The 25761-nt window shown below is 71.6% G+C and carries 19 protein-coding genes; 8 read left to right on the forward strand and 11 right to left on the reverse strand.

What is annotated here, in order from left to right; translation table 11 throughout:
- Window positions 1-3: 3 nt before the first annotated feature.
- The 3 genes from AB0395_RS29950 to AB0395_RS29960 form a co-directional block, all read right to left on the reverse strand.
- Window positions 4-1329 (reverse strand): sensor domain-containing protein, encoded by a 1326-nt coding sequence (locus AB0395_RS29950; RefSeq protein ID WP_366286824.1) that lies wholly within the window; start codon window positions 1327-1329, stop codon window positions 4-6.
- A 261-nt stretch (window positions 1330-1590) separates the two neighbouring features.
- Window positions 1591-3645 (reverse strand): transcription termination factor Rho, encoded by a 2055-nt coding sequence (gene rho / locus AB0395_RS29955; protein ID WP_366286826.1) that lies wholly within the window; start codon window positions 3643-3645, stop codon window positions 1591-1593.
- 465 nt (window positions 3646-4110) lie between these two features.
- Window positions 4111-5103 carry a homoserine kinase gene (locus tag AB0395_RS29960; RefSeq protein ID WP_366286828.1) on the reverse strand — a complete coding sequence of 331 codons (993 nt, stop codon included), beginning with the start codon at window positions 5101-5103 and terminating at the stop codon, window positions 4111-4113.
- Window positions 5104-5227: 124 nt separating this feature from the next.
- Between AB0395_RS29960 and AB0395_RS29965 the strand changes: the two genes are divergently transcribed.
- Window positions 5228-6334 carry an RNA-guided endonuclease TnpB family protein gene (locus AB0395_RS29965; protein ID WP_366286830.1) on the forward strand — a complete coding sequence of 369 codons (1107 nt, stop codon included), beginning with the start codon at window positions 5228-5230 and terminating at the stop codon, window positions 6332-6334.
- A 253-nt stretch (window positions 6335-6587) separates the two neighbouring features.
- Here AB0395_RS29965 and thrC read toward each other — a convergent pair whose 3' ends face one another.
- Complete coding sequence (gene thrC, locus AB0395_RS29970) at window positions 6588-7646, reverse strand: threonine synthase (RefSeq protein ID WP_366286855.1); 1059 nt, start codon at window positions 7644-7646, stop codon at window positions 6588-6590.
- A gap of 202 nt (window positions 7647-7848) precedes the next feature.
- Here thrC and AB0395_RS29975 point away from each other — a divergent pair, with 202 nt between their 5' ends.
- Window positions 7849-9417: a glycosyltransferase gene (locus tag AB0395_RS29975; RefSeq protein WP_366286832.1), complete on the forward strand. Its 1569-nt coding sequence runs from the start codon at window positions 7849-7851 to the stop codon at window positions 9415-9417.
- 34 nt (window positions 9418-9451) lie between these two features.
- On the opposite strand, the gene AB0395_RS29980 is transcribed toward AB0395_RS29975, so the two are convergent.
- Complete coding sequence (locus AB0395_RS29980; protein ID WP_366286834.1) at window positions 9452-10828, reverse strand: MFS transporter; 1377 nt, start codon at window positions 10826-10828, stop codon at window positions 9452-9454.
- A gap of 93 nt (window positions 10829-10921) precedes the next feature.
- On the opposite strand from AB0395_RS29980, the gene AB0395_RS29985 reads away from it, so the two are divergent.
- Entirely contained in the window at window positions 10922-11731 is an 810-nt protein-coding gene (locus AB0395_RS29985; RefSeq protein ID WP_366286835.1) for an SAM-dependent methyltransferase, read from the forward strand.
- Here AB0395_RS29985 and AB0395_RS29990 read toward each other — a convergent pair.
- Both AB0395_RS29990 and AB0395_RS29995 read right to left on the reverse strand, forming a co-directional pair.
- The gene (locus tag AB0395_RS29990; protein WP_366286837.1) at window positions 11703-13409 is read right to left on the reverse strand and encodes a glycosyltransferase; all 1707 of its coding nucleotides are present in this window, start codon (window positions 13407-13409) and stop codon (window positions 11703-11705) included. The two genes, AB0395_RS29985 and AB0395_RS29990, sit on opposite strands and share 29 nt — an antisense overlap.
- A complete protein-coding gene (locus tag AB0395_RS29995; RefSeq protein WP_366286839.1) occupies window positions 13406-14614 on the reverse strand; it encodes a family 2 glycosyl transferase in 1209 nt (402 codons plus the stop codon). Before AB0395_RS29995 ends, AB0395_RS29990 begins: the two co-directional genes overlap by 4 nt.
- 210 nt (window positions 14615-14824) lie before the next feature.
- Between AB0395_RS29995 and AB0395_RS30000 the strand changes: the two genes are divergently transcribed.
- From AB0395_RS30000 to AB0395_RS30020, 5 genes are read left to right on the forward strand one after another with little or no spacing between them, the layout of a single operon-like run.
- Complete coding sequence (locus AB0395_RS30000) at window positions 14825-15301, forward strand: hypothetical protein (protein WP_366286841.1); 477 nt, start codon at window positions 14825-14827, stop codon at window positions 15299-15301.
- On the forward strand, window positions 15298-17118 hold the full coding sequence (locus tag AB0395_RS30005) for a glycosyltransferase (RefSeq protein WP_366286843.1): 1821 nt from the start codon (window positions 15298-15300) through the stop codon (window positions 17116-17118). The genes AB0395_RS30000 and AB0395_RS30005 overlap by 4 nt, the downstream gene beginning before the upstream one ends.
- Entirely contained in the window at window positions 17118-17705 is a 588-nt protein-coding gene (locus AB0395_RS30010) for a hypothetical protein (protein ID WP_366286844.1), read from the forward strand. Before AB0395_RS30005 ends, AB0395_RS30010 begins: the two co-directional genes overlap by 1 nt.
- The gene (locus AB0395_RS30015; RefSeq protein ID WP_366286845.1) at window positions 17662-19053 is read left to right on the forward strand and encodes a glycosyltransferase; all 1392 of its coding nucleotides are present in this window, start codon (window positions 17662-17664) and stop codon (window positions 19051-19053) included. Before AB0395_RS30010 ends, AB0395_RS30015 begins: the two co-directional genes overlap by 44 nt.
- 56 nt (window positions 19054-19109) lie before the next feature.
- A complete protein-coding gene (locus tag AB0395_RS30020; protein ID WP_366286847.1) occupies window positions 19110-20837 on the forward strand; it encodes a glycosyltransferase in 1728 nt (575 codons plus the stop codon).
- A gap of 117 nt (window positions 20838-20954) precedes the next feature.
- Here AB0395_RS30020 and AB0395_RS30025 read toward each other — a convergent pair whose 3' ends face one another.
- The 4 genes from AB0395_RS30025 to AB0395_RS30040 form a co-directional block, all read right to left on the reverse strand.
- Window positions 20955-21773: a polysaccharide deacetylase family protein gene (locus AB0395_RS30025; protein ID WP_366286848.1), complete on the reverse strand. Its 819-nt coding sequence runs from the start codon at window positions 21771-21773 to the stop codon at window positions 20955-20957.
- A gap of 231 nt (window positions 21774-22004) precedes the next feature.
- On the reverse strand, window positions 22005-23297 hold the full coding sequence (locus AB0395_RS30030; protein WP_366286850.1) for a homoserine dehydrogenase: 1293 nt from the start codon (window positions 23295-23297) through the stop codon (window positions 22005-22007).
- Between the two features lie 64 nt (window positions 23298-23361).
- Window positions 23362-24744: a diaminopimelate decarboxylase gene (gene lysA, locus AB0395_RS30035; protein WP_366286852.1), complete on the reverse strand. Its 1383-nt coding sequence runs from the start codon at window positions 24742-24744 to the stop codon at window positions 23362-23364.
- A gap of 140 nt (window positions 24745-24884) precedes the next feature.
- Window positions 24885-25761: neutral zinc metallopeptidase (locus AB0395_RS30040; RefSeq protein ID WP_366286853.1), on the reverse strand; the 877-nt coding region annotated here is incomplete at its 5' end.

Genomic DNA, 25761 nt, shown 5'->3' on the forward strand with positions numbered 1-25761 from the left:
TGTTCACCACTCGCAGGGCAGTTCGGCGCGGATCACGGTCGGACCGCCGGGCGGGCTGTCCACGGTCAGGACACCGTCGATGGTCGCGGCCCGGTCGGCCAGACCGGCCAGGCCCCCTCCCGAGTGCGGCATCGCACCGCCGACCCCGTTGTCGCGAACCTCGACGACCACCCGCTGGCCGTGGCGGTTGACCCTGACGGACGCCTCGGTCGCCGCCGCGTGCTTGGCCATGTTGGCCAAGGACTCGGCCACGATGAAGTAGGCGATGCTCTCGACCGCCGCGGGAGGCCGGTGGGAGATCTCGACCGACAGGGACACCCGTACGGGCGCCCTGGCCGCCAGCGAGGACAGGGCGGCGTCGAGGCCCCGGTCGGTGAGGATCGCCGGGTGGATGCCCCGCGCGAGGTCGCGCAGCTCCGCGATGGCCGCCTTGGTGCCCGCGTGCGCCTGGGCGAGAAGCCGTTTGGCGGTCTCCGGGTCGCTCTCCATCTTGGCCTGGGCACGGCCCAGGTCCATGGCGACGGACAGCAGCCGCTGCTGGGCGCCGTCATGCAGGTCGCGCTCGATCCTGCGCCGCTCCGCCTCTGCCGCGTCGACCCCGCGCGCCCTGCTGGCGCGCAGCTGGGCCGCCCTGGCGATCAGCAGGCCCTTCTTGCCCGGTCCGAGCAGCGCGGCGGCGAACCGGGCGTGCAGCCACGCCATGCCCCGCGTCGCGTACATCGCGACGACGAAGACCCCCAGCCCGGCGGGAACGCACGGCAGGGCCATGAGAAGGCCGTCGACGGCGAGCCCGTCGGTGATCTTCACGGGGCCCGCGCCGGACAGCACCAGCAGCGGGGCCGTAACCAGGCCGAGAGTGAGGAGCCACAGGGCAGCGGAGACGACGAACTCCCCCAGGCCGATCGGCAGCAACAGCAGGAGGTACAGCAGGTCCTTCCAGGTCGCCGGATCGACGGCCATGCCCTTCCAGCGCACGAGCGGGTTGACGTCCGCGGAGACCCGGTAGGGATCGGGGATCGTGATGCCGAAGGCCAGCCTGAGCATCCGGCGTTCGAGCATCGCCGCGCCGCGCCAGGCGACCATGGTCACCACGAGCAGCGGCGCCCCGATCCAGAGCACGACCAGGGTCAGCGAGAACGGGATGACCGAGGCGAGCACGGCGAAGCAGAGGAGACCGTAGAACATGCTTCCCAGGAGGTACGGCACCGCACGCCAGGTCATCGGGTCGAGGAGCGTCCCCAGTGGCCCGTTCGGCCCCAGCGGGACGCGTCGGCGCAGCGGTGTCCGTGCCGTTGGCACAGGCGCGCCCGGCGCCGTCTCGGCCGTCATGCGCCTGTCCGCCTCCACACGCCGCGATCAGGGGCCCGTCCGGGGAGCCGGGCCCGGGGCCCATCCCAGCATGCCGGAATCCGGGACGCAGCGTAATGGGGCGGGCGGTAGTCCTCCAGGTAGGGATATCCCGAAGGCCGCAAGCGCGCAAGGAACGCGGAACGGCGAACGCCCCGGCCGTCGGGCCGGGGCGTTCGTCGTGAAGCGGTGTGGCCGATCACGGCCGGAGCCGGCCGTCGAGACGGCCCGCCCCCTGCGGGGTCAGTCCCGGTCGGAGCTGACCGTCGTCTTCTGGACCTGGAGGAGGAACTCCGCGTTCGACTTGGTCTCCCGCATCTTCTCCAGGAGCAGCTCCAGGGCCTGCTGCATGTCCAGGGCGTGCAGCACGCGGCGCAGCTTCCAGGTGATCTGCAGCTCGTCCTTCGACATGAGGATCTCTTCCTTACGGGTGCTGGACGCGTCGACGTCCACCGCGGGGAAGATGCGCTTGTCGGCGAGGGAGCGGTTGAGCTTGAGCTCCATGTTGCCGGTGCCCTTGAACTCCTCGAAGATGACCTCGTCCATCTTCGAGCCGGTCTCGACCAGCGCGGTGGCGAGGATCGTCAGCGAGCCGCCGTTCTCGATGTTGCGGGCGGCGCCGAAGAAGCGCTTCGGCGGGTAGAGCGCGGTCGAGTCGACACCACCGGACAGGATGCGCCCTGAGGCCGGGGCCGCCAGGTTGTAGGCGCGGCCGAGGCGGGTGATGGAGTCGAGGAGCACGACGACGTCGTGGCCCAGCTCGACCAGGCGCTTGGCCCGCTCGATGGCGAGCTCGGCGACCGTGGTGTGGTCCTCGGCGGGACGGTCGAAGGTCGAGTGGATGACCTCGCCCTTCACCGACCGCTGCATGTCGGTGACCTCTTCCGGACGCTCGTCGACCAGGACGACCATCAGGTGGCACTCGGGGCTGTTGCGCGTGATCGCGTTGGCGATCGCCTGGAGCACCATGGTCTTGCCCGCCTTGGGCGGGGAGACGATGAGGCCGCGCTGGCCCTTGCCGATCGGCGAGACGAGGTCGATGATCCGCGTGCTCAGGACGTTCGGCTCGGTCTCGAGACGCAGCCGCTCCTGGGGGTACAGCGGCGTGAGCTTGTTGAAGTCGGGCCGCTGCCGCGCCTGCTCCGGGTCCATGCCGTTGACCGTGTCAAGGCGGACGAGGGCGTTGAACTTCTCGCGGCGCTCGCCGTCACGGGGCTGGCGCACCGCGCCGGTGACCACGTCGCCCTTACGGAGACCGTTGCGGCGGATCTGGGCGAGTGAGACGTAGACGTCGTTGGAGCCCGGCAGGTAGCCGCTGGTCCGCACGAACGCGTAGTTGTCGAGGATGTCCAGGATGCCGGCGATCGGGATCAGAACGTCGTCGTCGCCGACCACGGGCTCGTTGCTGTCGAAGCGCTCACGGCCACGACGGTTGCGCTCCCTGAAGCGGCCGCGACGGCCACGACGGTCGTCGTCGTCGCCCACGCCGTGCTGGTCGCCGCGGTCCTGCGGACCGCGGTTCTGCGGGCCCCTGTCGTTGCCGCGGTCACCGCGGTCGCTCACACGGTCGTTCACCCGGTCGTTCCGGTCACCGCGGTCGTTCGTGCGGTCGCCCCGGTCGTTGCCGCGGTCGTTCACCCGCTCGCCACGGTTCTGGCCCGCGTCGGCGGCGCGCTGGTCCACACGGCCATCGCTGCGCTCGCCCCGCTCGCGGCGGTCGTTCGCGCGCTCGCCACGGTCGCTGTTGCGGCTGCGGCGGTCACCGCGCTCGCGGCGGCTCTCGCCACGCTCCGCACGCACCTCGGCCTGCCCCGTCTCGACCTGCTGCTCCACGACGGGAGCGGCGGCGACGGGCTCGGCGACGGGAGCGGCCACGGGGGCCTGCTGGGCGGCGGGAGCGGGCTGCACCGGCTCGGCGACCGGCTCGGCGACCGTGGCGGGGCGGGAACGTTCCCTCCGGCTGCGGGCCGGTCGCTCCGCGACCGGTTCAGCCACGGGAGCCGGAGCGGCGGGAGCGGCAGCGGCGGCGGGAGCTTCCTTGGTCGCGACGGGAGCCGGGGCGCTCTCGGTGGTTACGCCCTGCTTCTCCTGGATCGCCGCGATGAGTTGGCTCTTGCGCATCCGCCCGGTCCCGCTGATGCCAAGACCGGACGCCATCGCCTGCAGCTCAGGCAGCACCATGGCGGACAGGCCGGTGCCGGAGCGACGGCGCGGCTTGGCCGCGGCGCGGGTGGGGGTGTCGCCGGCCTCCGGCGATGCGCCGGTGGCGTCGGAGAGGAGTTCGGTGGTGTCGCTCACTAATGGGTCCTTCCCAGGGGTCGGGCGTGGCCATGATCAGCCAATCGTCCCGGTGGTGCGATCGACCCGGTGGGACAGACCGGGTCGGGTTGCACGTTGCGATCCTCGGCGGCCCTTGAGGACCGCCGCCACTGTCGGGGAAGGGCACATCCATGCCGTCACCATCGAGATTCGCCGACGGTGGGGCTTGGAGGACACCCCCCGGATTGCTACCGGCAACCAGATGTCGAGGTAGTTCGAACGCGCATGTCCCCTCAAACGCCGCCTCTCGTTGCCCCAACCGAATGTGGAGCATTCGGAGGCGACGGATTCGGGGAGGCCACTGCGGCGTTCACGCCCCACGGAGCGGGACATGAAGCAGCGATGTGTGGCTGACAAGCACGCACCCAACAAGGGGGCACCTGGTGCGGCTACCAGCCTAACATCACCAGCGCACACAGCTATTCCCTGAAGGTCGAAGAGGCATCAGCGTGTCTCGGGAGAGACAACACGGGCACCGCGGGTTTCGACATCCAGTGGCTGGATGAGCCAATCCGTACCCACTTCCGGTGCGATCAAATCCTGCGTATCCACTGTCGAAAACGCAAGAATGGTGGGACCCGCTCCCGAGACGACCGTAGGGACGCCGATCCCGCGCAGACGTTGTACCAGATCCGCTGTCTGCGGCATCGCAGGCGCGCGGTAGTCCTGGTGCAGCCGGTCCTCGGTGGCGGCCAGCAGCAGCTCCCGCTCCGGTCTGGCGGTCAGCGCCGCCACGAGAAGCGCCGCCCGCCCCGCGTTCGCGGACGCGTCCGCGTGCGGCACGCTCTCGGGAAGGAGTCCTCTGGCCACCTCCGTTGAGAGGCGATGCCTGGGGACGATGGCCACCGGCCGGATGTCGGCGTGCGGAACCAGTTTCAGCATATGCGGGGTACCTGACTGATCCGTCCACGCAACGGTCAGGCCGCCCGCCAGGCACGGGGCCACGTTGTCGGGGTGGCCCTCGATCTCTGTGGCCAGCGCGAAGACGTCGCCGTCGGTGAACTCGGGTGCGTCGCCCGAGTGGGTGACGGGAGTCCCGTCCTGACCGGGAACCGCCGAGTACGGCGTGCCCGCGAGCGCCCGCGCGGCGAGGATGCCCGCGCAGATCGCCGCCGAGGAGGAGCCGAGCCCCCGCGCGTGCGGGATGCGGTTGAGGCAGTTCAGCCGGATGCCGCGTGGCTGCGGGACCCCCATCCGGTCGAAGGCCGTCCGCATCGTCCGGACGATGAGGTGCCCCTCTCCGTCGTCGAGCTCGCCCGCCCCCTCCCCGCTGATCCCGATGCCGACGCCCAGGGCGTCGGGACCGCCTTCGGGGGTGAACAGACTGGCCTCGACCTCGTCGTAGAGGGCGAGAGCCAGTCCCAGGGTGTCGAACCCGGGGCCGAGGTTGGCCGACGTCGCCGGGACCCGGACGGTGACCTTGATGCTGTCGGTCATCAGACTTCCTTGAGTGTGGAGACCCCCGCCTTCAAGCGGGGAGGAAACACGGCACATCGCCACGGAACCGAAAAAATCGAATATGTGTTCGACATTTGGCTGGTCGTTCGATAGCATGCAGGGTATGGCGCAGGCCGTGAAGCGGGCCTACAAGTACCGCTTCTACCCCACCCCCGGGCAGGCCTTCGAGCTCGCCCGGACGTTCGGGTGCGTGCGCCTGGTCTACAACAAGGCGCTGGAGGAGCGCACCCGCACCTACCGGCTGGAAGGCCGTCGCGTCTCCTACCTGGAGTCGTCGGCCGCGCTGACCGTCTGGAAACGCAGCGGCGACCACGACTTCCTGTCGGAGGTGTCGTCGGTCCCGCTGCAGCAGGCGCTGCGGCATCTGCAGGCGGCGTTCGCGAGCTTCTTCGCCAGACGCGCCCGCTACCCGGTCTTCAAGTCCCGCAAGCGGTCGCGGGCGTCGGCCGAGTACACCCGCTCGGCCTTCCGCTGGCGCGACGGCCGCCTGACCCTGGCGAAGATGGACGAGCCGCTGGACATCGTGTGGTCGCGTCCGCTGCCGCAGGGCGCGCAGCCGTCCACGGTCACCGTCTCCCGGGACGCGGCGGGCCGCTGGTTCGTCTCCCTCCTGGTCGAGGAGAAGATCTCCCCGCTGCCGCCGGCCGAGACGTCGGTGGGCCTGGATGCCGGGATCACCGCCTTGGTGACGCTGTCGAGCGGGGAGAAGATCGTCAACCCCCGGCACGAGCGAGCCGACCGGCGCAAACTGGCCAGGGCCCAGCGGGCGCTCGCCCGCAAGGCCAAGGGGTCGGCCAACCGGACCAAGGCCCGGCTCAAGGTCGCGAAGGTGTATGCCCGGATCGCCGACCGCCGCCGGGATCATCTGCACCAGCTCACCACACGGCTCGTTCACGAGAACCAAGTGATCGCCGTGGAAGACCTCACCGTCCGCAACATGGTCAAAAACCCTCGCCTGGCCCGCGCCATCTCGGATGCGGGCTGGCGGGAGCTGCGCCGCATGCTGGAGTACAAGGCGGCCTGGTACGGGCGTGAGCTGCTGGTGGCAGACCGGTGGCTGCCCTCCTCCAGGTTGTGCTCGGCCTGCGGGACACGGCAAGACGAAATGCCGCTGAGCGTCCGGGACTGGGTGTGCGCCTGCGGCGCGGCCCACGACCGGGACGTGAACGCGGCCCGCAACATCCTGGCCGCCGGGCTGGCGGACAGGTGAAACGCCTGCGGAGCTGGTGTAAGACCTCAACGGGAGTTCTCTCGGGCGGGCGACCGGCGGTGAACCAGGAACCTCTACGGGCGACCGTGGGACTCCCCCTCGTTCACGAGGGGGAGAATGTCAACTACCTGCTGTCCGCCTGATGCGGGACGGTCTGCCTGATGTGGGAAGGCGCACGGCGGCCGCGGCGGGGGGACCGCCGCGGCGCGCGGGCTGAGGGGCCCTGAGGGGCCTCGAGGGGCCGGGGGCAGGGTCAGGCGAGTTCCAGGGCCGTGGCGGCCGCGTGGGCGTCGACCGGGATCGTCACCGGGGTCGGCGCGCCGGAGATGGCCCAGTCGGGGTCCTTGAGGCCGTTGCCGGTGACCGTGCAGACGATCCGCCTGCCCGGGGCGACGAGGCCCTGGTCGTGGGCCTGGAGGAGACCGGCGACGCTGGCGGCGGAGGCGAGCTCGACGAACACGCCCTCCTCCTGGGCCAGCAGCTTGTACGCGGCGGCGATCTGGCGGTCGGTCACGGCCTGGATGACGCCGTCCGACTCGTCGCGAGCCGCCTCAGCGAGCTGCCAGGACGCGGGGTTGCCGATGCGGATCGCGGTGGCGATCGTGTGCGGGTGGGTCACCGGGGCGCCGTTGACGATCGGCGCCGCGCCGCTGGCCTGGAAGCCGAACATGCGGGGGGTCTTCGTCGCGATGCCGTCCTTGGCGTACTCGGTGTAGCCCATCCAGTAGGCCGAGATGTTGCCCGCGTTACCGACGGGGATGCAGTGGATGTCGGGCGCGTCGCCGAGGGCGTCCACGATCTCGAAGGCCGCGGTCTTCTGGCCCTGGAGCCGGAACGGGTTGACCGAGTTGACCAGCGCGATCGGGTAGTTCTCCGAAAGCTTCCTGGTCATCTCGAGGCAGTCGTCGAAGGAGCCCTCGACCTGGAGCAGCTTGGCCCCGTGGACGAGCGCCTGGGCCAGCTTGCCCATCGCGATCTTGCCGCGGGGCACCAGCACCGCGCAGGTCAGACCGGCGCGGACCGCGTAGGCGGCGGCCGAGGCGCTGGTGTTGCCCGTCGAGGCACAGATGACGGCCTTCGCCCCCTCTTCGACGGCCTTGCTGATGGCCATCGTCATGCCGCGGTCCTTGAAGCTGCCGGTCGGGTTCGCTCCCTCGACCTTGAGATAGACGTCGCAGCCGGTCAGCGCCGAGACCCGGTGCGCCGGGACGAGCGGCGTGCCGCCCTCCAGGAGCGTGACGACAGGCGTCGCCGTGGTCACCGGAAGTCGGTCGCGGTACTCCTCGATGAGGCCACGCCACGCCCTGGTCATCATTGCTCCTCCCGCGCGTTCCCAGAACGCGCGTTCTACCTGCGGTGTTAGGCAGCAAGTCTACGGGTAACAGGATCGGCGCCGGGATCGGCTGTCCACCAAATGGACAAGCCAGGCGTCCTTCACCCAGGAAACGCTAAGGAACCGTGGGTAGGGTCAACGGGTCCTGAGAAGCGGGAACGCAGACAAGGAGCACCACATCATGACGGGCGGAGTGGCGATCGACCGGCCCCCGATCCGGCACAACGACTACTCCCCCCTGGATCCGCCGCCGCTGGGCGGTTGGGATCCGTCCCTCTCCGTCAGCGTGGTCATCCCCGCGTACGGCGGGCAGCATCGGCTCGACCTGACCCTCGCCGCCCTCGCCGCGCAGACCTACCCCGGTCACCTCATGGAGGTGATCGTGGTCGACGACGGCAGCGACCCGCCGCTGCGCCTGCCGGAGATCGTCCCGCAGAACACCCGGCTCGTGGCCGCGGCCCCTGGGGGCTGGGGCATCGCGCACGCGCTCAACAGCGGTGCCGCCCTCGCGGAGGGACGGATCATCCAGCGCCTCGACGCCGACATGGTCCTCTGGCGCGAGCACATCGAGGCGCTGGCCCGATGGCACCATCTGAGCGACTACCTGGTCACCATCGGCGCGAAGAAATTCGTGGAGGACCCGGTGCTCTCCCCCTCGCAGTTGCACGAGCGCGCGCGCACCGGCTCGCTTGAGGACGTCTTCGACCTGTCGAAGGCGCTGGCCAGCTCGACGGAGCAGACGATCTTCCGCACCGACGGCCTGCGGAGCAGCCGCAACCCCTACCACGTGTGCACGGGGCCGACGGTCTCGATGCGACGAGAGACCTTCCACGCCGTCGGCGGGGTCGATCCCGGCGTGCTCAGGGGCGAGGACACGGAATTCGCCTACCGGCTCGCCACGCACGGCGTGGTCTTCGTCCCCGACATGGCGGCCAGGGCCGTACACCTGGGGATTCCCGCGCAGCGCCGCGATCGACAGCGGGCCGTCCGTGCCGTCGCCCCCTACCTGGCCCATCGGGTGCCGCTCCGCCGCGACCTGCGCAAGGACAGGGGCAGGCGGTGGCTGGTGCCGTATGTGGAGGTGGTCCTCCATGTCGACGCGGACGAGAGGCAGGTGCGCGGGGCGGTGAACGCCGCCCTCGAAGGGTCGGTCGCCGACGTGCTGGTCACCCTGGTCGCCCCCTGGTCGCGGCTGCCGGAAGGTCGTCGTCCCGTGCTCGGCGACCCGTCGTTCGAGCTGCGCCTGCTGCGCGAGCACTTCGCCCACGACGAGCGGATACGGCTCGCCGACGAGGTCTCCCCGACCCCTGGGCCGACCCCGTTCCGCTACACGGGCCCGGTCTCGGTCCCCCTGGGACGCGACTCGCTGGAGCGGATGATCGCCGCGATCCAGGATGACCGCTCAGGCCTGCTCGTGGTCGACCTCGGCGACGAGGGCTCGGCGACGCTGGAGCGGGCGGAGGCGCTGGGCAGGGCCAGGCTGCTGGGCGCGGACGACGTCGTCACCTCGATCAAGGCGACCCACGGCGTACGGCACGGCGGCATGGCCGAGTTCTGGCCGGTGAGGCCTGCGCCCTCCGCCCAGGAGGGCAGGCCGCCCTCGGGCCTGAGCGGGAAGGCCGGGGCCCCGAGTGGGAAAGCCGAGCCGCCCTCACGCGTGCCTCCGCCGCCCTCCATGGGCCGTCTCACGGCGCCCAGATCCTGGCGTGGCAGGCTCAGGGCGGCGATCCGGACTTTCCGGGCCGGGTAGCCGAACGGTCCCGGGCGGGAAGACTCCCTGCCGATCAGCCTGCGGAGGGCGAGACGGGCGGCAGACTCGGTGAGGAGAGGCTCTCGCGCTCCTCGGGCAGGTCCTCGGGCAGGGGGGAGACGCGTCGCCGGATCACCAGCCCGAAGGCCACGACGAGCAGGCCGGCCACGCCCGCGACCGCGAACGGCGCCGCGGGCCGCCAGGCACTGAAAAGCGTCCCGCCGAGCGTGGAGATGACGAGGATGCCGGCGGCGCCGCAGAGCGTCTGCACGCCGTAGGCGGAGGCGCGGACCACCGGGGGGACCTGCTGGGCCAGCAGCGGGCCCGCGGTGACGATCGCGCCGATCTCCCCGAGACCGACGAGCACGGCCACGATCATCATGCCGGAGCCGAGCGGGTCGTCGATCAGCAGCGTGGACAGGTAGGAGACGGCGGCGACGGCCTGCGCGAGGAGAACCGCGTCCTGGCGGCGCATCCGGTCGCCCAGCCAGCCGAACAGCGGGGCCCCGACGGTGGCCACCGTCTGCGCGACGCCGACCACCACCCCGGCGCGGACCAGGGCCTCGGCCGTGGACAGTTCGCCCTCGCCGGTGGCGTGGACGATGACCCATAGGGGGATGAACGCGGCGACGATGGACAGGTCGGCGCGGGCGACGAACGCCGCCGCGTAGGACAGGGCGACCCCGGGGTCGCGGGCGAGCGCGATGCCCTCCCTGACCAGGCGGGTCAGCGGGACACGCGCCGAGGCCGCGTCGACCCTGACCTTGGAGAGGGTGAACCACATCAGCGCGGCGACGGCCAGGGCGATCGCGGCGACGATCAGAAACGAGTAACGGGCCGCGGTGACCGTGGCCTCCTTGCCGCCCCCGAGGACCGCCTCGAAGCTCGCGGGGATGCGGACGAGGCCGAGCACCGCGACCATCGCGCCCAGGCCGCTGAACAGGCCGACCAGGCCGTAGGACGTGCTCCGGGAGCGGTTGCGGACGTAGTCGATGGCGACCGTGGCCAGCATCCCGTTGAGGGCGGCCACGCCCAGGGCGAAGACGACCCGCAGCACGACGAGCACTGCCGTGTTCCCCGCGAACGGGAACAGCGCGGCGCCCAGGCCGCACAGGACGAACCCGACGACCACGACGGGCCGCCTGCCGAAGCGGTCGGCGAGTGCGCCGTACCAGGGCAGGCTGAGGATCATCGCGATCTCGGCGGCGGCGGCCAGCAAGGCGATCACACTGCCCTGGTTGACCCCCTCACCGTCGAGGACGCCGATCAGGATGTACGCCTGAGCCGCGGGCAGGAAAGTGATGATCATGGTCGCGGCGAACGACATGACCATCGACGCCACCAGGTTGCCGGGACGGATGCCGTCGGCGAGGTGGAGCCCGATGAAGCGGCGCTGAGGGAGGGCGACCATGTCGCGATCTTGCCAGCTCCGCGATCCCTTCTGCACCTCCCTTCCCGATATGATCACGACAATTCCGGAAATATCTCCACCGGGGAGCAGCACGTGACCGACCAGGCACCAAAGGGCATCAACACGCTCATACCCAACGTCGCACGCATGTACGACTACTACCTGGGCGGTAAGGACAATTTCCCCGCCGACAGAGAGGCCGCTGAAAGAGTCCTGACGGTCGTCCCCGAGATCCGGCACAGCGCCAGGTCGAACCGCGCGTTCCTGCGCCGCACGGTCGACTTCGTCGCCAGGACGGGCATCGACCAGTTCCTCGACATCGGCGCGGGGCTGCCGACCCAGAACAACGTGCACCAGGTCGCCCCCGGGGCCAAGGTCGTCTACGTCGACAACGATCCGACCGTCCTGGTTCACGGCAGGGCGATCCTCGGCAAGAACGAGAACGTGACCATCGTCGAGGGGGACGCGCGCCGCCCCCGCGAGATCTTGGAGCACCCGGACGTCCGCGCGGCGATCGACTTCGACCGGCCCGTGGGGATCCTCCTGCTGGCGATCATGCACTTCGTGCCGGACGACGACGACCCCTCAGGCATCATCGCAACGCTCCGCGAGGCCGTGGTCCCCGGCAGCCACCTGGTCATGTCGCACGTCGCGATCGACGCCAGGCCCGCCGCCGCCGACGGGGTCACCAAGGTCTACAACCGAGCGTCCTCCCCGTTCGTGGCCAGAACCGGCGCGGAGATCATCCGCCTGTTCGACGGCTTCGACGTGGTCGAGCCGGGCATCGTCAACCTGCCGGAGTGGCGCCCCGATCCCGGCGCCGTCGTCCCGTACAAGGGCATCGGTTCCTACTTCCTCGGCGGAGTCGGAGCCGTCACCGGCGACGGGAGATCGCCCGCCTGACGGACGCCAGCAGGCCGTACTGGACGACCTTCCTGGCCGCGGCCAGTTCCTTGCGCAAGGTGCCCACCTCCCGTCTCAGCTCGACCGCGCTCCTGCGCCAGCGGCCCGCTTCCTCGCGCCACCGGGTGACCTGGCCGCGCAGCCGCTCCGCCTCCTTGGTGAGACGGGCGACCTCGGCCTGGGCCTCGACCCGGGCGCGGTAGGCGCCACGGCGTCCGGTGAGCGCCCTGGCCTCCGGCAGGAATCCGTAGGTCTCCCCGTCGACCCAGAGCGTGCCGAAGGTGTCCTCGACCGCGTCGTCGAGCCTCTCGCCCTCCGCGCGCACGATGGTGGCGCGGGCGAACGCCGCGGCGCGTTCCAGCCTGGCCGCCACGACCCCCGGCCCCGGGTCCTCGGCCAGCAACACCGAGACCAGGCCGTATCCTCCCTCGCCCGCCAGGTCGAGCAGGCGCGCGAGGCTGTCCTCCCCCGGCGTCCACCCCGCGGGCAGCCTCAGCCGGTACGGCACGGCCGCCCAGAGCCGCCCGTCCCCGTCCGCGGGATACGGCTCGGCGGACCCGCCGGGCCTGGGGGAGGCGAGGGTGAACCGTACCCGGGCGTCGTGCGCGTAGTGGCCGCGGATCAGCACCAGGTCCAGGTCGGGGTTGCGCAGCGGGGCGCGGTCCTCGGCACCGACGCGGTCCCAGGGGCCGGGAAGGGTGACCACGACGTCGGGCACGGTGCCCGCGAGCACGGCGTCGACGGTCGCGCGGACCTCGTCGTAGCCGTGAGCGCCACCGTCGCCGGCCTCACCGCCGACGGGCTCGACGACCACCTCCAGATAGGGCACCTTCCACTGCCTGGCGGGATGGGAGCGGAGCCAGCGGTAGGCCGGAATCCTGTCTGCCACGAAGGCGTGGCTGACCCGGTCGATCGGCGCCTTGCCGCGCATCCGCATGGTCGGCCCCAGGTGGAAGGCACGGGCCAGCGGCTCGGGCACGAAGACCGCGCCCGCCTGGGCGAGCCGGTAGCCCATCTCGGTGTCCTGGCCAAGGACGAGGTCGGTGTCCATGGGCCCCGCCTTGGCCAGCAACGCGGCGTTGACGGAGGTCGCGCCGCCCACGTGCAGGCTGAAGGCGCGGTGCGGGTTATCGGTGAGGCCGTCGGTCCGCTCGATCAGGTCGACCAGCCAGGCGTGTGGCTCCGCGGGCTCGAACAGCTCGGCCAGATCCCGCGCGGCGGCCACCGCCTCCGGCGCGGGCAGCGGCGCGGGCGTGAAGCGCAGGTAGCCGGTCACCACGAGGTACGGCGCCGCGTGGTGCCAGCGCATGTGCGCCTCGACGGACCCGCGATCCAGGACCACGTCCGAGTCGAGCCAGTGGACCACGTCTCCGGTCGCGGCCCGCAGACCGGCGTTGCGGGCGTGCGCCCTGCCGGGCGTCGGGCAGGCGACCATCCTGGTGTTCACGGGCCTGAGATCGGGCAGGCGCAGCGGCGGGTCGCTGCCGTTGTCGACCACGATGACCTCGGTCAGGTCGGCGGGGTAGGTCTGGCCCGCGAGACCGGCGAGCACCAGGTCGAGCTTGTCCTGACCACCGTAGGCGGGCACGACCACGCTGACCCGCAACGACGGTGTCCAGGAGCCCGGTTCCGCCGGGGTGAGGCTCCGATAGTCGTTGCCCACGACCCGCGCGATCACGAGGCCTCCAGGATCAGGCTCGGCCTGAAGCCGTACCACTGGTTGGACGCGACACGCAGGAAGTGGGCGAGCGGGAGCCGCCAGGTGTGCTCGGTGCTCAGCGAACGCCGCAGCACGTAGCCGAGGCCGTGGGTGCGGTAGATGCGCGCGCCCCGCGCGTGGGCGGCCTTCAGGAACCCGGCGTCGACCCCGCGAGGCAGGGCGGGAAAGCCGCCGGCCTCCTCGAACCGTGCCCGGTCGAGCAGGATCGTGCCGCCCGCGACGTGGTCTGACCAGACCTCGCCGGTGTAGTCGGTACGGCGGACCGTGACGTCCAGCGGTTCCAGGTAGAAGAACTCGGCCGCCGTGCCCACGATGTCCGCGCCCGCGTACGACCTCGCGAGGAGGAGGTCGGCCAGGTGCTCGGGGCCGTACCAGTCGTCGTCGTCCCACTTGGCGACATACTCCCCCGCCGCCTTCGAGGCCGCCAGGTTGAGCACCTCCCCGAAGGGGGTCGCCGCGTCCGCCTCGGTCACCGTGATCGGCAGACCGCTCTCGCCGACCGCCCGCCGTACCTCGGGATGGTCGGCGGGGACGCCGTGCAGGCCCAGCAGGACCTCGACCTCGACCCGGCGCTGCCCGGCGATCTGGGCGAGCGCCGAGCCCAGCAGGTGCGGGCGCATGCTGGACATCACGACGCTGACCACGGGTGTCGCCGACGCTCGTGTGAAGGGCACCGCCCTGCCCGTGTGGGAGGCCGCCCCGTCCAGGCGCGCGAACCCGTGGCGGCGCAGCCGTACGCTGTGCTCCTCCCTGCGCAGGGCGGTCACCGAGCGCGGCCCGTCGTCCCTGCCCGGGCTCCGCCCCGCTCTCTCCCGCGCCGCCTCCTCAGGTGCTCCCTCGGGTTTCCAGGCCGCCAGCAGGCGGGCCAACTCGGGCTCGACCCAGCCCGGCGAGGCGGCGGCGTGCAGGGGGACACCGGCGGCGGCGAGCGCGGTGACCGCGCCGGTCGGAACCTCGGTCGAGGGCCAGACGACGGTCAGGCCGAGCAGCGGTCTGAGCCGGGCGACCTCGTCGGCATCCGGGCGGTCGCCGAGTGGTTCGCCCGCCGCCAGCCATCCGGAACCGGTCCACGACAGCTCGGCCACCCCCTCCGTCGCCGCTCGCAGGAAACCGGTGGGAGTCGCGGAAAGGACCGGGGAGGAAAGCGTCGGCTGCGCGGGCACCAGCGAAGGATAGCGAGGCTGAAAGATCAGTTCGTACCACCCTCCGGCCTTGACATGGATGCTTACCGGAGATCACTCACAGCATTCACCCAGGTCACGAAAACCTTGGGGTTTCCGTTTATCGCCATATTCACACTTCGGTAGTGGATAGCCTCAAACACCTCCCCCAGCAGACAGGAAACGACAGAGCGGCACGGAAGGTGAGCGCGGATGCCCACGCCCCGAAAATTGACGCTACTGGCAGCGATCACCGGCCCGCTGGTCCTGGCCGCGCTGGCCCTGCTCGCGGGCACCGGCGCCCTGTCGATCACGGCGGCCGTCGTGCTCGGCGCGATCGCGGTCGTACTGGCCGCCCAGGCGCTGGCGGTCGTGACCGTCCGCAGGGTCGACGGCAAGGCCCTGCGCATCGACAACAGGGTCAAGCGGTATGAGACGGAACTGGCACAGGTCAGGACGGCCACGGAACGGCTGGACCGGCGGCTTGACGAGATCGTCTCCCTGCTCAGGGAAGACGGGAGCAGGCGCGAGGAGGACCTGCGGGCGATCCTGGTCTCCCTCGGAGAGGACCGCCTCGCCTCCGTTCCCCGGCGCGGGGGGACGGAGATGTTCGGCGAGCCACTGCCGAGGGCGGCGGCCGGGGCAGGGCGGGCCGGGACGGGACAGGTCCCGGCCGAGGACAAGGCGTGAGCGACGCCCGCGCAGCCGGACGGGCCGCCGTTCCCCGGGCCCGGGTCAGGCACAACGACTACGACTCGCTGGTCCCGCCCGCCCTGGGCCGTTGGGAGCCCCGGCTCACGGTGAGCGTGGTGATCGCCGCCTACGACTGCCAGGAGTCCCTGGACCGCACGCTCGCCGGGCTGGCCGCGCAGAGCTACCCGGCGCGGCTCACCGAGGTGATCGTCGCCGACGACGGGAGCGACCCGCCGCTGCGGATCCCCGCTCTCACCCCGGCGAACACCCGGCTCGTCCGCGTGCCAGAGGGCCGCTGGGGACGAGGCTGGGCGCGCCAGAGCGGCGCCGAGGCGGCGACCGGCGACGTCCTGCACTGGGTCGACTCCGACATGGTCCTCGACCGGGAGCACGTCGAGGCCCACATGCGCTGGCACCATCTCGTCCCGTACGCCGTCGTGCTCGGTGACGTTCGCTTCACCCCGGAGCCGTCCGGGGACGCGCCCGCGCCCTCGGAGATCTTCGCCGCCGTGAAGGCCTCGGACGTCGAGGGCCTCTTCCCCGAGTCGGCCCCGCACGCGTGGCGGGCGGGCGTGCTCGCCGAGACCCGGTGGCTGCGGGACGCGGGCGCCCGCGCCTATCGGCTCCACTCGGCGGCGACCACGTCGGTCCCGCTGGCGCTCCTGCGCTCGGCGGGTGGTGTGAACACCGCGCTGAACATGGGTGAGGACACCGACCTCGGCTTCCGCCTCGCGCAGGCGGGCGCGATCTTCGTTCCCGACCCGCAGGCCGGGGCCTGGCATCTCGGCCCGTCGACGGTCATGCTCAGGGAGCGGGAGGTGCACCGGCACAACTGGTCGGTGCTGCCCGACCTCGTCCCCGACCTGCGCTGGCTGCGCACCCACCCGCGCAGGCACTGGCTGGTGCCGTACGTCCAGGTCGTCGTCGAGGCGGACGGCTCCTCGTACGAGGACGTCAGGACGACCGTCGACTCCGCCCTCGCCGGCACCCTCGCCGACGTCGCCGTCACCGTGACCGGGCCGTGGTCGGCCCTCCCCGAGGGGCGCCGCTCCTCCCTCGACGAGCCACTGCTCGACCTGCGGCTGGTGCGCAACCTGTACGCCAACGAACCACGCGTCTCCTTTGCCGAACCCGCCGGAATGGCCGGATCCGTCGAAGCCTCCAGAGTCGCCGGGATCGCCGGGATCGCCGGGAAGGCGTCGTCCCGGGGCTCGGCGCCCGCGCCCTTCCGCCTCACCTGCCCCGCCGGCTGGGCACTCGGCGCCGGCACCCTCGCCGAGCTGGTCAAACTTGCCGAGCGTGAGGAGTACGGCCTGCTGAGCGCGGTGCTCGAGGAGGGAAGCCACGGGGTCAGGGCGGCCAGGCTCGAACGCACCGCCGCCTTCGCCAGGGCAGCCCTGGTCGTCGGCGACGGCAACCACGGCGGCCCGGGCGGATTCGACCGTTCGAGCGAGTTCGACCGTCTGGGCGAGTTCGATGGTCCGGGCGGGTTTGAACGTTTGGGTGGTCCCGGTGGTGCGGGCGGCCTCGACGACGTGGTGCACGAGCTGTTCGGCTCGTTCTGGGTGAGCGCCGACGAGTTCGGCCTCACACGGTCCCGGGAGGCCCAACCCGTCACCGGGGACACCGCGAAATGGCGGGCGGACGCGGCCAGGTGGCGGCGCGAGGCCGAACACCTCGAAGGCGAGGTGAAGAGCCTTCGCCACGAGGCCGAACGCCTGCGGGCGGAGGTCGAGCGGCTGGAGGCCGAGCGTCGGCGCGGCCCGCTGGGAGAGATCATCGCGACGGCCATGCGGCACAGGAGGGCGGGCTGATGTCGTTCCTGGCCGACCTGCTGCGCGACCGGGGCGAGCGCGACGGCGGGCGGGGCATCCTGGTCTACTGCGCGGGCTTCGAGACACTCGGGGAGCTGGAACCGTACGAGGTGATCGACCTCGACGGAGATCTCGACGGCATCCCGGAGGCGGAGGAGAAGACCGCGGAGATCCTGGTGGTCGCCAGGACGCCGACGGACGTCCGCAGGGCCGCAACCCTGCAGTCACTGCTGCCCCTGGCCACGCGGGTCGTGGTCGCCGTCGAGGAGACTCCGCACTGGTACACCGCGCCGGTGCTGTCCCCGACGCCCGCGCACCGCTGGCGGTCGCTGACCGAGCTGCGCGTGCACCGCCCGGCGCGGACCTCGTGGGTGGTCGAGGCGAGGTTCTCCAAGCCCACGCCCGCGGGCCGTACGCTCGCCGCGACCGCCAGGGCGTTCGCCGGGCACCGGATGGACGCCGTCGCGGCCCCGGTGGCGGGGCTGGCGGGCCCGGGGGCGGCGCACTGGCGCCCCCGGCGACCCCAACGCGGCTCCCGCGGGCGTGACGGGCCCGCTCCCGGAGCGCTTCGGCGCCAGGGGCGGTGACCTGGTCCTGCGTGTCACCGGCCAGGACCCACCGCCCTGGTCCGGCGCGGAGACCCCGGTCGACCGCCCGGCCGCCGAGCTGATGAGCTGGGAACGGCTGGGCCGCCCCGGCGGAGCCGGGATCCTGCGGAGCGGCCTCGGAGACCTGTCGGAGCCCAGGAGCATCCCCCCGGTTGACGACCGCTCGGTCAACCCGCTCGGCTTCGTCACCGTGCCGACGCTCGGCATGGCCGACCTGTCCGTCGAGTCGGGCCGCTGGACGATCACCTGCGAGGGGCGAACGCTCATCGCCTTCGGCGTTTCCGGCTGCGTCACCGACGTGGACGTCAGCCGGATCAGGCAGGTCAGAGGGGTGCGCGTGGACTGGCGGCGCGGCCACAGTGGCCCCGTGGCCGCGCTGCGGGTCGTCACCGGGCTCGCCGCCGCCGGGGTGCCGCTGGTCTGCGACGCCGTGCCCGCGTGGGCGGGCGCCCTGGGCGGGGAACTGGCCAGGCTGATCACCTCGGTCGGCGAGACAGGGCTCGCGGACGACCTGGAACGGGAGGAGCACAGCATCAGGCTCCGCAGGGAGGCGTTGCGCACCCACGGCGTCCGCAGCCGCTGGGAGCAGCTCGGCGCCCCCGCTGCCCCCGCCCCGCTGACCTCGGTACTGCTCGCCACCCGCCGCCCCGAGATGGTGCGTTTTGCGCTGGAGCAGATGACCAGGCAGCGCGGCGCCGCGTTCGAGGTGGTTGTCGCCCTGCACGGCATCCCCTCCGGCCATCCGGACGTGGCGGGCGCGCTGGCGACCTTCGAACGACCGATCACCGTGTTCGAGGCGGACAGGGGCACCGTGTTCGGCGCGGTGCTCAATGAGGCCGCGGCCAGGGCGTCCGGGTCGTTCCTGCTGAAGATGGACGACGACGACTGGTACGGGCCGGACTTCATCTCCGACCTGCTCCTGGCCCACTCCTACTCGGGGGCGGACGTGGTCGGCATGGTGCCCGAGTTCGTCTATCTCGCCTCGATCGGGGTGACCGTCCACCGGGACCAGGTCACCGAGCAGATCACCAACTTCATCGCCGGAGGAACCATCTTCGCCGAACGCTCGGCCTTCCAGGCGGTCGGCGGCTTCCGCACGCTGCCCGGCACGATCGACGCCCAGTTCCAGCACGCCGTACAGGCTGCGGGCGGCCAGATCTACCGCACCCAGGGCCTGGGATACATCCTGCGGCGCGGCAACGCCGCCAACCACACGTGGCGCGAGCCCATCGGCACATTCCTGCGGCGTAACAAACGCCAGTGGCGCGGCCTGCGGCCAAGCGCGCTCATGGAGCTTCCCGCGGAGCCGGACGGGGAGACGGAATGACCGCGCGGGCCCGCCGGGAGGATGGGACGGACACGTCGGCTCGCCGGGGAGGGGGCGTGGACGTGCCGCGGATCCCGGGAAACGACTACGGGGTGCTGAGTCCGCCCGCGCCCGGGGCGTGGGAGCCGCGCATGGCGGTGAGCGTGGTGGTCCCCGCCAGGGGAGGTCAGGAGAAGCTCGACCTCACGCTGGCCGCCCTCGCCGCGCAGGCCTATCCCCCACACCTCCTCGAGGTGATCGTCGTGGACGACGGGAGCGCTCCCCCGCTCAGGCTGCCCGAGATCGCCCCGGGACGCACCCGGATCGTCGGCCCGGCACAGGGCCGCCGTGGCATCGCGGGCGCGCTGGAGGCCGGTACGGCCGTCGCGGACGGCGAGGTGATTCACCGGATGGACGCCGATATCGTCCCCTACCGGGACCATGTGGAGGCGCACATGCGCTGGCACCACCTGGCCGACTACCTCGTGGTGCTGGGGAAGCTGCGCTTCACCGCGATGGCGGGCACACCGCCGACCCCGGCCGAGGTCCGGACCGCCGTCGCCGGGGACAGGGCCCGCTCCCTCTTCGAGGAGGACCCCGACCACGGGCATGGCTGGATCGACGAGCTCGTCGCCGCCCATCGCGGCTTCCGGGACGCGCCCAGCCCGTTGCTGCACCGCGTCCACGTGGGCGCGACGGTCTCGCTGCCCGCCGCCCTGCTGCGGGAGGCGGGAGGGATGGACACCTCCCTGGCCCTCGGCGAGGACACCGAGCTCGGCTACCGGCTCACCCAGACGGGCGCGGTCTTCATCCCGGATTCGCGAGCCCTCAGCTGGCATCTGGGCACCACGACGGCGATGCGCAGACCGGGAGAGGTCAAACGGCACAACGACCCGTTCATCGCCGACCGCGTGCCGTACCGGCGCAATCTGCGCTCGGACCCGGGACGCCAGTGGCTGATCCCCTACGTCGAGGTGATCGTGGACGCGGGCGGCGCCTCCTTCGAGGACGTCAGGGCGAGCGTGGACGGGGCGCTGGCGAGCACCCTGCCGGACGTGAGCGTCACCGTGACGGGCCCGTGGACGTCACCCGCCGGGAGACCGGTCGGGGATCTCGCCGAGGGAGGCGGGGCACCGCTGGACGATCCACTGCTCGACCTGCGGCTGATCCGCGGACAGTACGCGAGCGACGGCCGCGTCCGCTTCGCCGGGCGCGTCCCCGCGACCTCGTTCCCCGCGCCCTTCCGGCTTACCTGTCCTGCCGGATGGGTGCCGGGCGCGGAGACCCTCGCCATGCTGATCGAGCTGGCCGACAGGGACGACTCGGGTCTGCTGCTCGTCGCACTTGAGGAGAACGAGACGGGGGTTGTCGCCGCCCGCCTCGAGCGGACCGCCGCCGTCGCCAGGGCGCTGCGCGTCGCGGGGGACGGCGAGTCCCTGGACGACGTGATCGCGGACCTGTACGGCGCGACCTGGCTGGACGCCGAGTCGTGGCGGTTCCGTCCCGCGACACGCGCCTACCCGGCCTGGGCGTCCGACCGCAACAGGGAGGCCGTGCGCTGGCGCGCGGAGGCCGAGACCCGGCGTGGGGAGGCCGAGCGTGCCCAGCGGCAGGTCACCGCGCTGAAGGCCGAGCTGAGGGAACTGCGCGCCCTCGCGACGAAGGGCACGCGCGACACCGCCAGGTGGAAGGAGAAGGCGGAGCAGCGCCGCCTCGAGGCCGTCGCCCTGCGCCATGCGCAGAAACGCTCGTTCCTGCGCCGCGCCACCGGCCGCCTGCGCAAACTCGTCGAGGGCCCCGGTTAGAGCACCCGGCCCCCGGACCGTCCACGGCCACCGCCCCTCGCCCCTCGCCCCTCGCCCAGACGCCCTACGCCACCGCCGTCCGGGCGCGGCGCGGGACCCCGTCCAGACGCGGGGCGGTCACTCGGGAGGCAAGGGCCGGTAGCGGGCCCCCACCGCCTCCTCCAGGGTCTTGACGACCGTGCCACGGGTGCCGCGGGCCGCCAGCCAGTCGAGGAACTCGTTCATGACCTTCGGTGGGACCGAGTAGACGCCGCAGGCGTCGCAGACACGGTGGAACACCAGGGGCAGGAGCCCGCCACCGCCTTTCTCCGCGTTGAGGACCTGCTGCTTCAACTGCCGCAGCGAGGTGTCCTCACGGACGGAGCCCGGTGTGCGGATCCCGTAGCGGTCCTTCGGACGCGGAGTCTCGCCGGCGGGACAGCCTAGGCAGCCCCACCGCCTGAGCCCGCCGACCGTGCGGGCGGCGTCGTAGCCGCACCCGCGCGCCACGGCCTTCGCGTCGGCGTCCACCGCGCCGAACGGATAGGCGAGGGTGGCCGGGCGCAGGCCCCACCTGACCAGTGTCCTGCGGTCGTCGCAGATCTGCCCGCGCTGCTCGTCACGGGTCAGCTCGTCGAGACGAACGTGGGTCAGCGTGTGGCCGCCGACCTCGTGCCCCGCTCTGGCCAGCGCGATGACCTGGCCGCGGGTCAGCTTGCCCGTGTGCCCGATGGCTCCGGTGTTGACGTAGAACGTCCCGCGCATACCCCTTCGCTCCAGCATGCGCGCCACGGAAGGGTGCGTCGCATCTCCGTCGTCGAAGGTGAGCGAGACGACCGTCGTGACCTTCCTCGGGGGAGCCGCCGTACGGGCCGCCTCGGCGGGAAGCACCGGCGCGGACATCGCCAGGACGACCGACATCGCCAGCAGCGTTCCCATCCGATAAACGATCTTCACGACGAGTCGTCCCTCCGATCAACGGACCAAGGTATGCAAAACACCATATAAGTCCCCAGTCCGCTTAAAGCAGGCATTGCCAAATCCCAGGGAGGCGGCCCTGCCATCGGCGAACGGCAATGACACGACCTGGAGGTGGGGCTGTGCCATCACGAGACCGCAACGCAAAACGCCCTCCCCGCAAAGAGGAAGGGCGCTTTGTGACGCGAGGAGGCCGTCAGCAGGAGGCCCTCAGGAGGCGTCCTCTCCCTCGACGCGCATGACGCTCACCACGTCGCGGACGATGTCCATCTCCCGCAGGCCCTCGATGGTGGCCGAGAGGGCGGCATCGGTGGCCCTGTGGGTGACCAGGACGAGCTGCGCGTCGTCTCCGTGCCCCTCCTGCCGGACGGTCTGGATGGACACGTCCTGCTTGGCGAACATGTCGGCGACCCGGGCGAGCACACCCGGCTTGTCGGCGACGTCCAGGGAGACGTGGTAGCGCGTGACGGTCTCGCCCATCGGGTGCGCGACCAGGTCGGCGTAGGTCGACTCCTCAGGCCCCCGCGCCCCGGCCAGCAGGTTGCGCCCGACGGCCACGATGTCGCCCAGCACCGCGCTCGCGGTCGGGGCCCCACCGGCGCCGGCGCCGTAGAACATGAGCTGCCCGGCGGACTGCGCCTCGACGAAGACCGCGTTGTAGGCCTCGCGGACCCCGGCCAGCGGGTGGGTCCTGGGGATCATGGCCGGATGCACCCGGACCCCGAAGGAGCGCCCGTCGTCGGAGCGGGAGCAGATCGCCAGCAGCTTGATGACGTAGCCCATGGCCTTCGCGCTGGCCACGTCGGTCGCGCTGATCTCGGTGATGCCCTCACGGTGCACATCGGCGGCCGTAACCCGGCTGTGGAAGGCGATCCCGGCCAGGATCGCGGCCTTGGCCGCGGCGTCGAAGCCCTCGACGTCGGCCGTGGGGTCGGCCTCGGCGTATCCCAGGGCCTGGGCCTCCTCAAGGGCGTCGGAGAACGACGCGCCCGAGGAGTCCATCTTGTCGAGGATGTAGTTCGTCGTGCCGTTGACGATGCCCAGCACCCGGTGCACGTGGTCGCCCGCGAGGGACTCACGCAGCGGCCGGATCAGCGGGATCGCGCCCGCGACCGCCGCCTCGAAGTACAGGTCGGCGTTGTTGGCCCTGGCCGCGGCGTGGACGGTGGCGCCGTCCTCGGCGAGCAGCGCCTTGTTCGCGGAGACGACCGACTTGCCGCTGTTCATCGCGGCCAGGATGAGCGACCTGGCGGGCTCGATGCCGCCGATCACCTCGACGACGATGTCCACGTCGTCACGGGTGACCAGCGCCTCGGCGTCCGTGGTGAGCAGCGCGGGGTCGACCTCGGCCTCCCGCCTGCGGCCGAGACGCCGTACGGCGACGCCCGCGAGCTCGAGCGGAGCCCCGATGCGCGCCGCCAGGTCGTCGGCCTGCTCGTGCATCAGCCGGATCACCTGGGAACCGACGACACCACACCCGAGAAGGGCAACTTTCAGTGCCATGTGGCCGCACTCCCCATCTCGTTCGCTACGCGGGACTGTCCCGCCCCTGCCGCTCCGGATCGTTTCACGCTTGTCCCCTCAGGAGGTCGTCCTCGGTCTCGCGGCGGACGATCACGCGGGACTCCCCGCCCCTGACCGCGACGACGGCGGGCTTGGGGAGGTAGTTGTAGTTGTTGGCCAGCGAGCGGCAGTAGGCACCGGTGCCCGCGACGGCGATCAGGTCGCCGGTGGCCAGGTCGCCCGGCAGCCACAGGTCGCGGACGACCATGTCGCCACTCTCGCAGTGCTTGCCGACCAGGCGCGAGAGCATCGGCTCCGACACGCTCTCACGCGAGGCGAGGCGCGCGGTGTACTCCGCCCCGTAGAGCGCGGTGCGGATGTTGTCGCTCATACCGCCGTCGACGCTGACGTAGGTCCGCAGCCCCTCGACGTCCTTGATCGTACCGACCTCGTAGAGCGTCACCCCGGCCCGGCCCGCGATGGCGCGGCCCGGCTCGACGGTGAGCCTGGGGACGGGAAGGCCCGCGGACTCCGCGACCTTGGCCACGATCTCCCGGAGGCTGTCGGCGATCTCCTTCACGTCGGGCGCGGTGTCGCCCTCGACGTAGGGGATGCCGTAGCCGCCGCCGAGGTCCAGCTCGGGCAGGACGACGCCGTGCTCCTGCTTGATCTGCACCAGAAGCTTGGCCAGGCGGCGCGCGGCCACCTCAAACCCGGCGGTGTCGGTGATCTGGGAGCCGATGTGGGAGTGCAGACCGACGAGCTGGAGCTGAGGCAGCGCGAGGATGCGCCTGGCCGCCTCCGCGGCGGCCCCGCTGCTCAGCGAGAAGCCGAACTTCTGGTCGTCGTGCGCGGTGGCGATGAACTCGTGGGTGTGCGCCTCGACGCCGACGGTCACCCTGATCATCACCTGGGGACGTCTGCCGTGCTTGTCGGCGAGGAAGCCCAGGCGGGCGATCTCCTCGAAGGAGTCGGCCACGATGTGCCCGACCCCGACCTCGACGGCCTTCTCCAGCTCGGCGAGCGACTTGTTGTTGCCGTGCATCGTGATCCGCTCGGGCGGGAACCCGACGCTCAGCGCGACGGCCAGCTCACCGGCGCTGCACACGTCGAGGCCGAGGCCCTCCTGCATGATCCAGCGGGCGACCTCACGGCACAGGAACGCCTTGCCCGCGTAATGGACGTCGCCTCCGGCGAACGCCTCCCGGTAGTCGCGGCAGCGCGAGCGGAAGTCTTCCTCGTCCACCACGTAGAGCGGGCTGCCGTGCTGCGCGACCAGGTCCCTGACGTCCGCGCCGCCGATCGTGATCGAGCCGTCGACGCGACCCGACGTTCGCGGCCAGATCGTGGGGTCGAGCGTGTTCAGGTCGGCAGGTGCGTGCGGAGGACGGTCCTCAGGCAGCACTTCGGCGTGCCGGTCACCGGCGGGGTGGGCAAATCGACTCACCCTATCGAGGCTATCGGACCCGGTGATCCCCATGGGACGAGTGCCCATGTACCGAGACGCGATCATCCAAAAACACGCAGGTTTTTCGCGTGATCGGTGAATCAGGACGGATATTTTTACGTTTGCGGACGGTCACGCCGTCAGGACACCTGCTTCGCGGGGGCGTCCCAGGTGTCACACGAGGCCACCGTCCCCTCCCGCGCCCCCCGCTCCATCCAGGCGACGGTGTGGGCCCACGACCCGTGCGTGCGCAGGTATCCCTTCAGCCCGTCGTCCGTCACCGGCACTTTGGCGTAGTCCTCAAACATCCGCCGCTGACTCTCCAGCTCTCCGGGCAGGGCGGTTCGCAGCGTCACCGCGGCCAGGCAGTCGGCCTGCAGTTCGGCGCGGCGCGCGAACTCGTCGTCGTGGCGTCGCGTCATCCACCCGTCGGTGATCGCACCGATTTCCTGGACGTAGTGGGCGTACTCGTGCGCGAGCACGAACCTGGGGGGAAGTTCCTCGTCGCCGATCCGCACGTTGACCACGTTGAGGCCGAAGCAGTAGAGCCCGCCCCACTCGTAGGCGTTCACCGCGCAGGCCGCCTCCTCCGGGGTACGGACCAGGCGCAGCTCAGGCCTGGCGTAGGTGACCCCCACCTGCGCCAGCGTGGCGGACCACATGCGGTCCAGGCAGAGCGAGAGGGCCTGCAGCGTCTTCTCGGTCTCCAGGGTTCCCGGCAGGCTGTCGCACCGGGCGTCGATCGGGCCGAGCCCGCGGTAGGAGCGATGGCCGACCCTCAGCCACACGGGCTTGGTCGGAGTGGCCGTCGCCTGTACGGAGGCACCAGGCGTGGCCGTCGCCCGCGTGGAGGCGCCGGGGGTGGCCGCAGCCCGTGCGGGCCGGCTGGACGCGCGGCCGGTCATCTCCTCGAAGTGGGTGCCGAAGTAGATCGCGCCAACGACGAGAACGAAGGCACAGAGATACGCCATCGCCCGCCGAACGGCACCGAACCGCGGCGATCCACCCTTCGTCCGG

It is taken from the genome of Streptosporangium sp. NPDC051023 (assembly GCF_040689595.1).
GTDB lineage: Bacteria > Actinomycetota > Actinomycetes > Streptosporangiales > Streptosporangiaceae > Streptosporangium.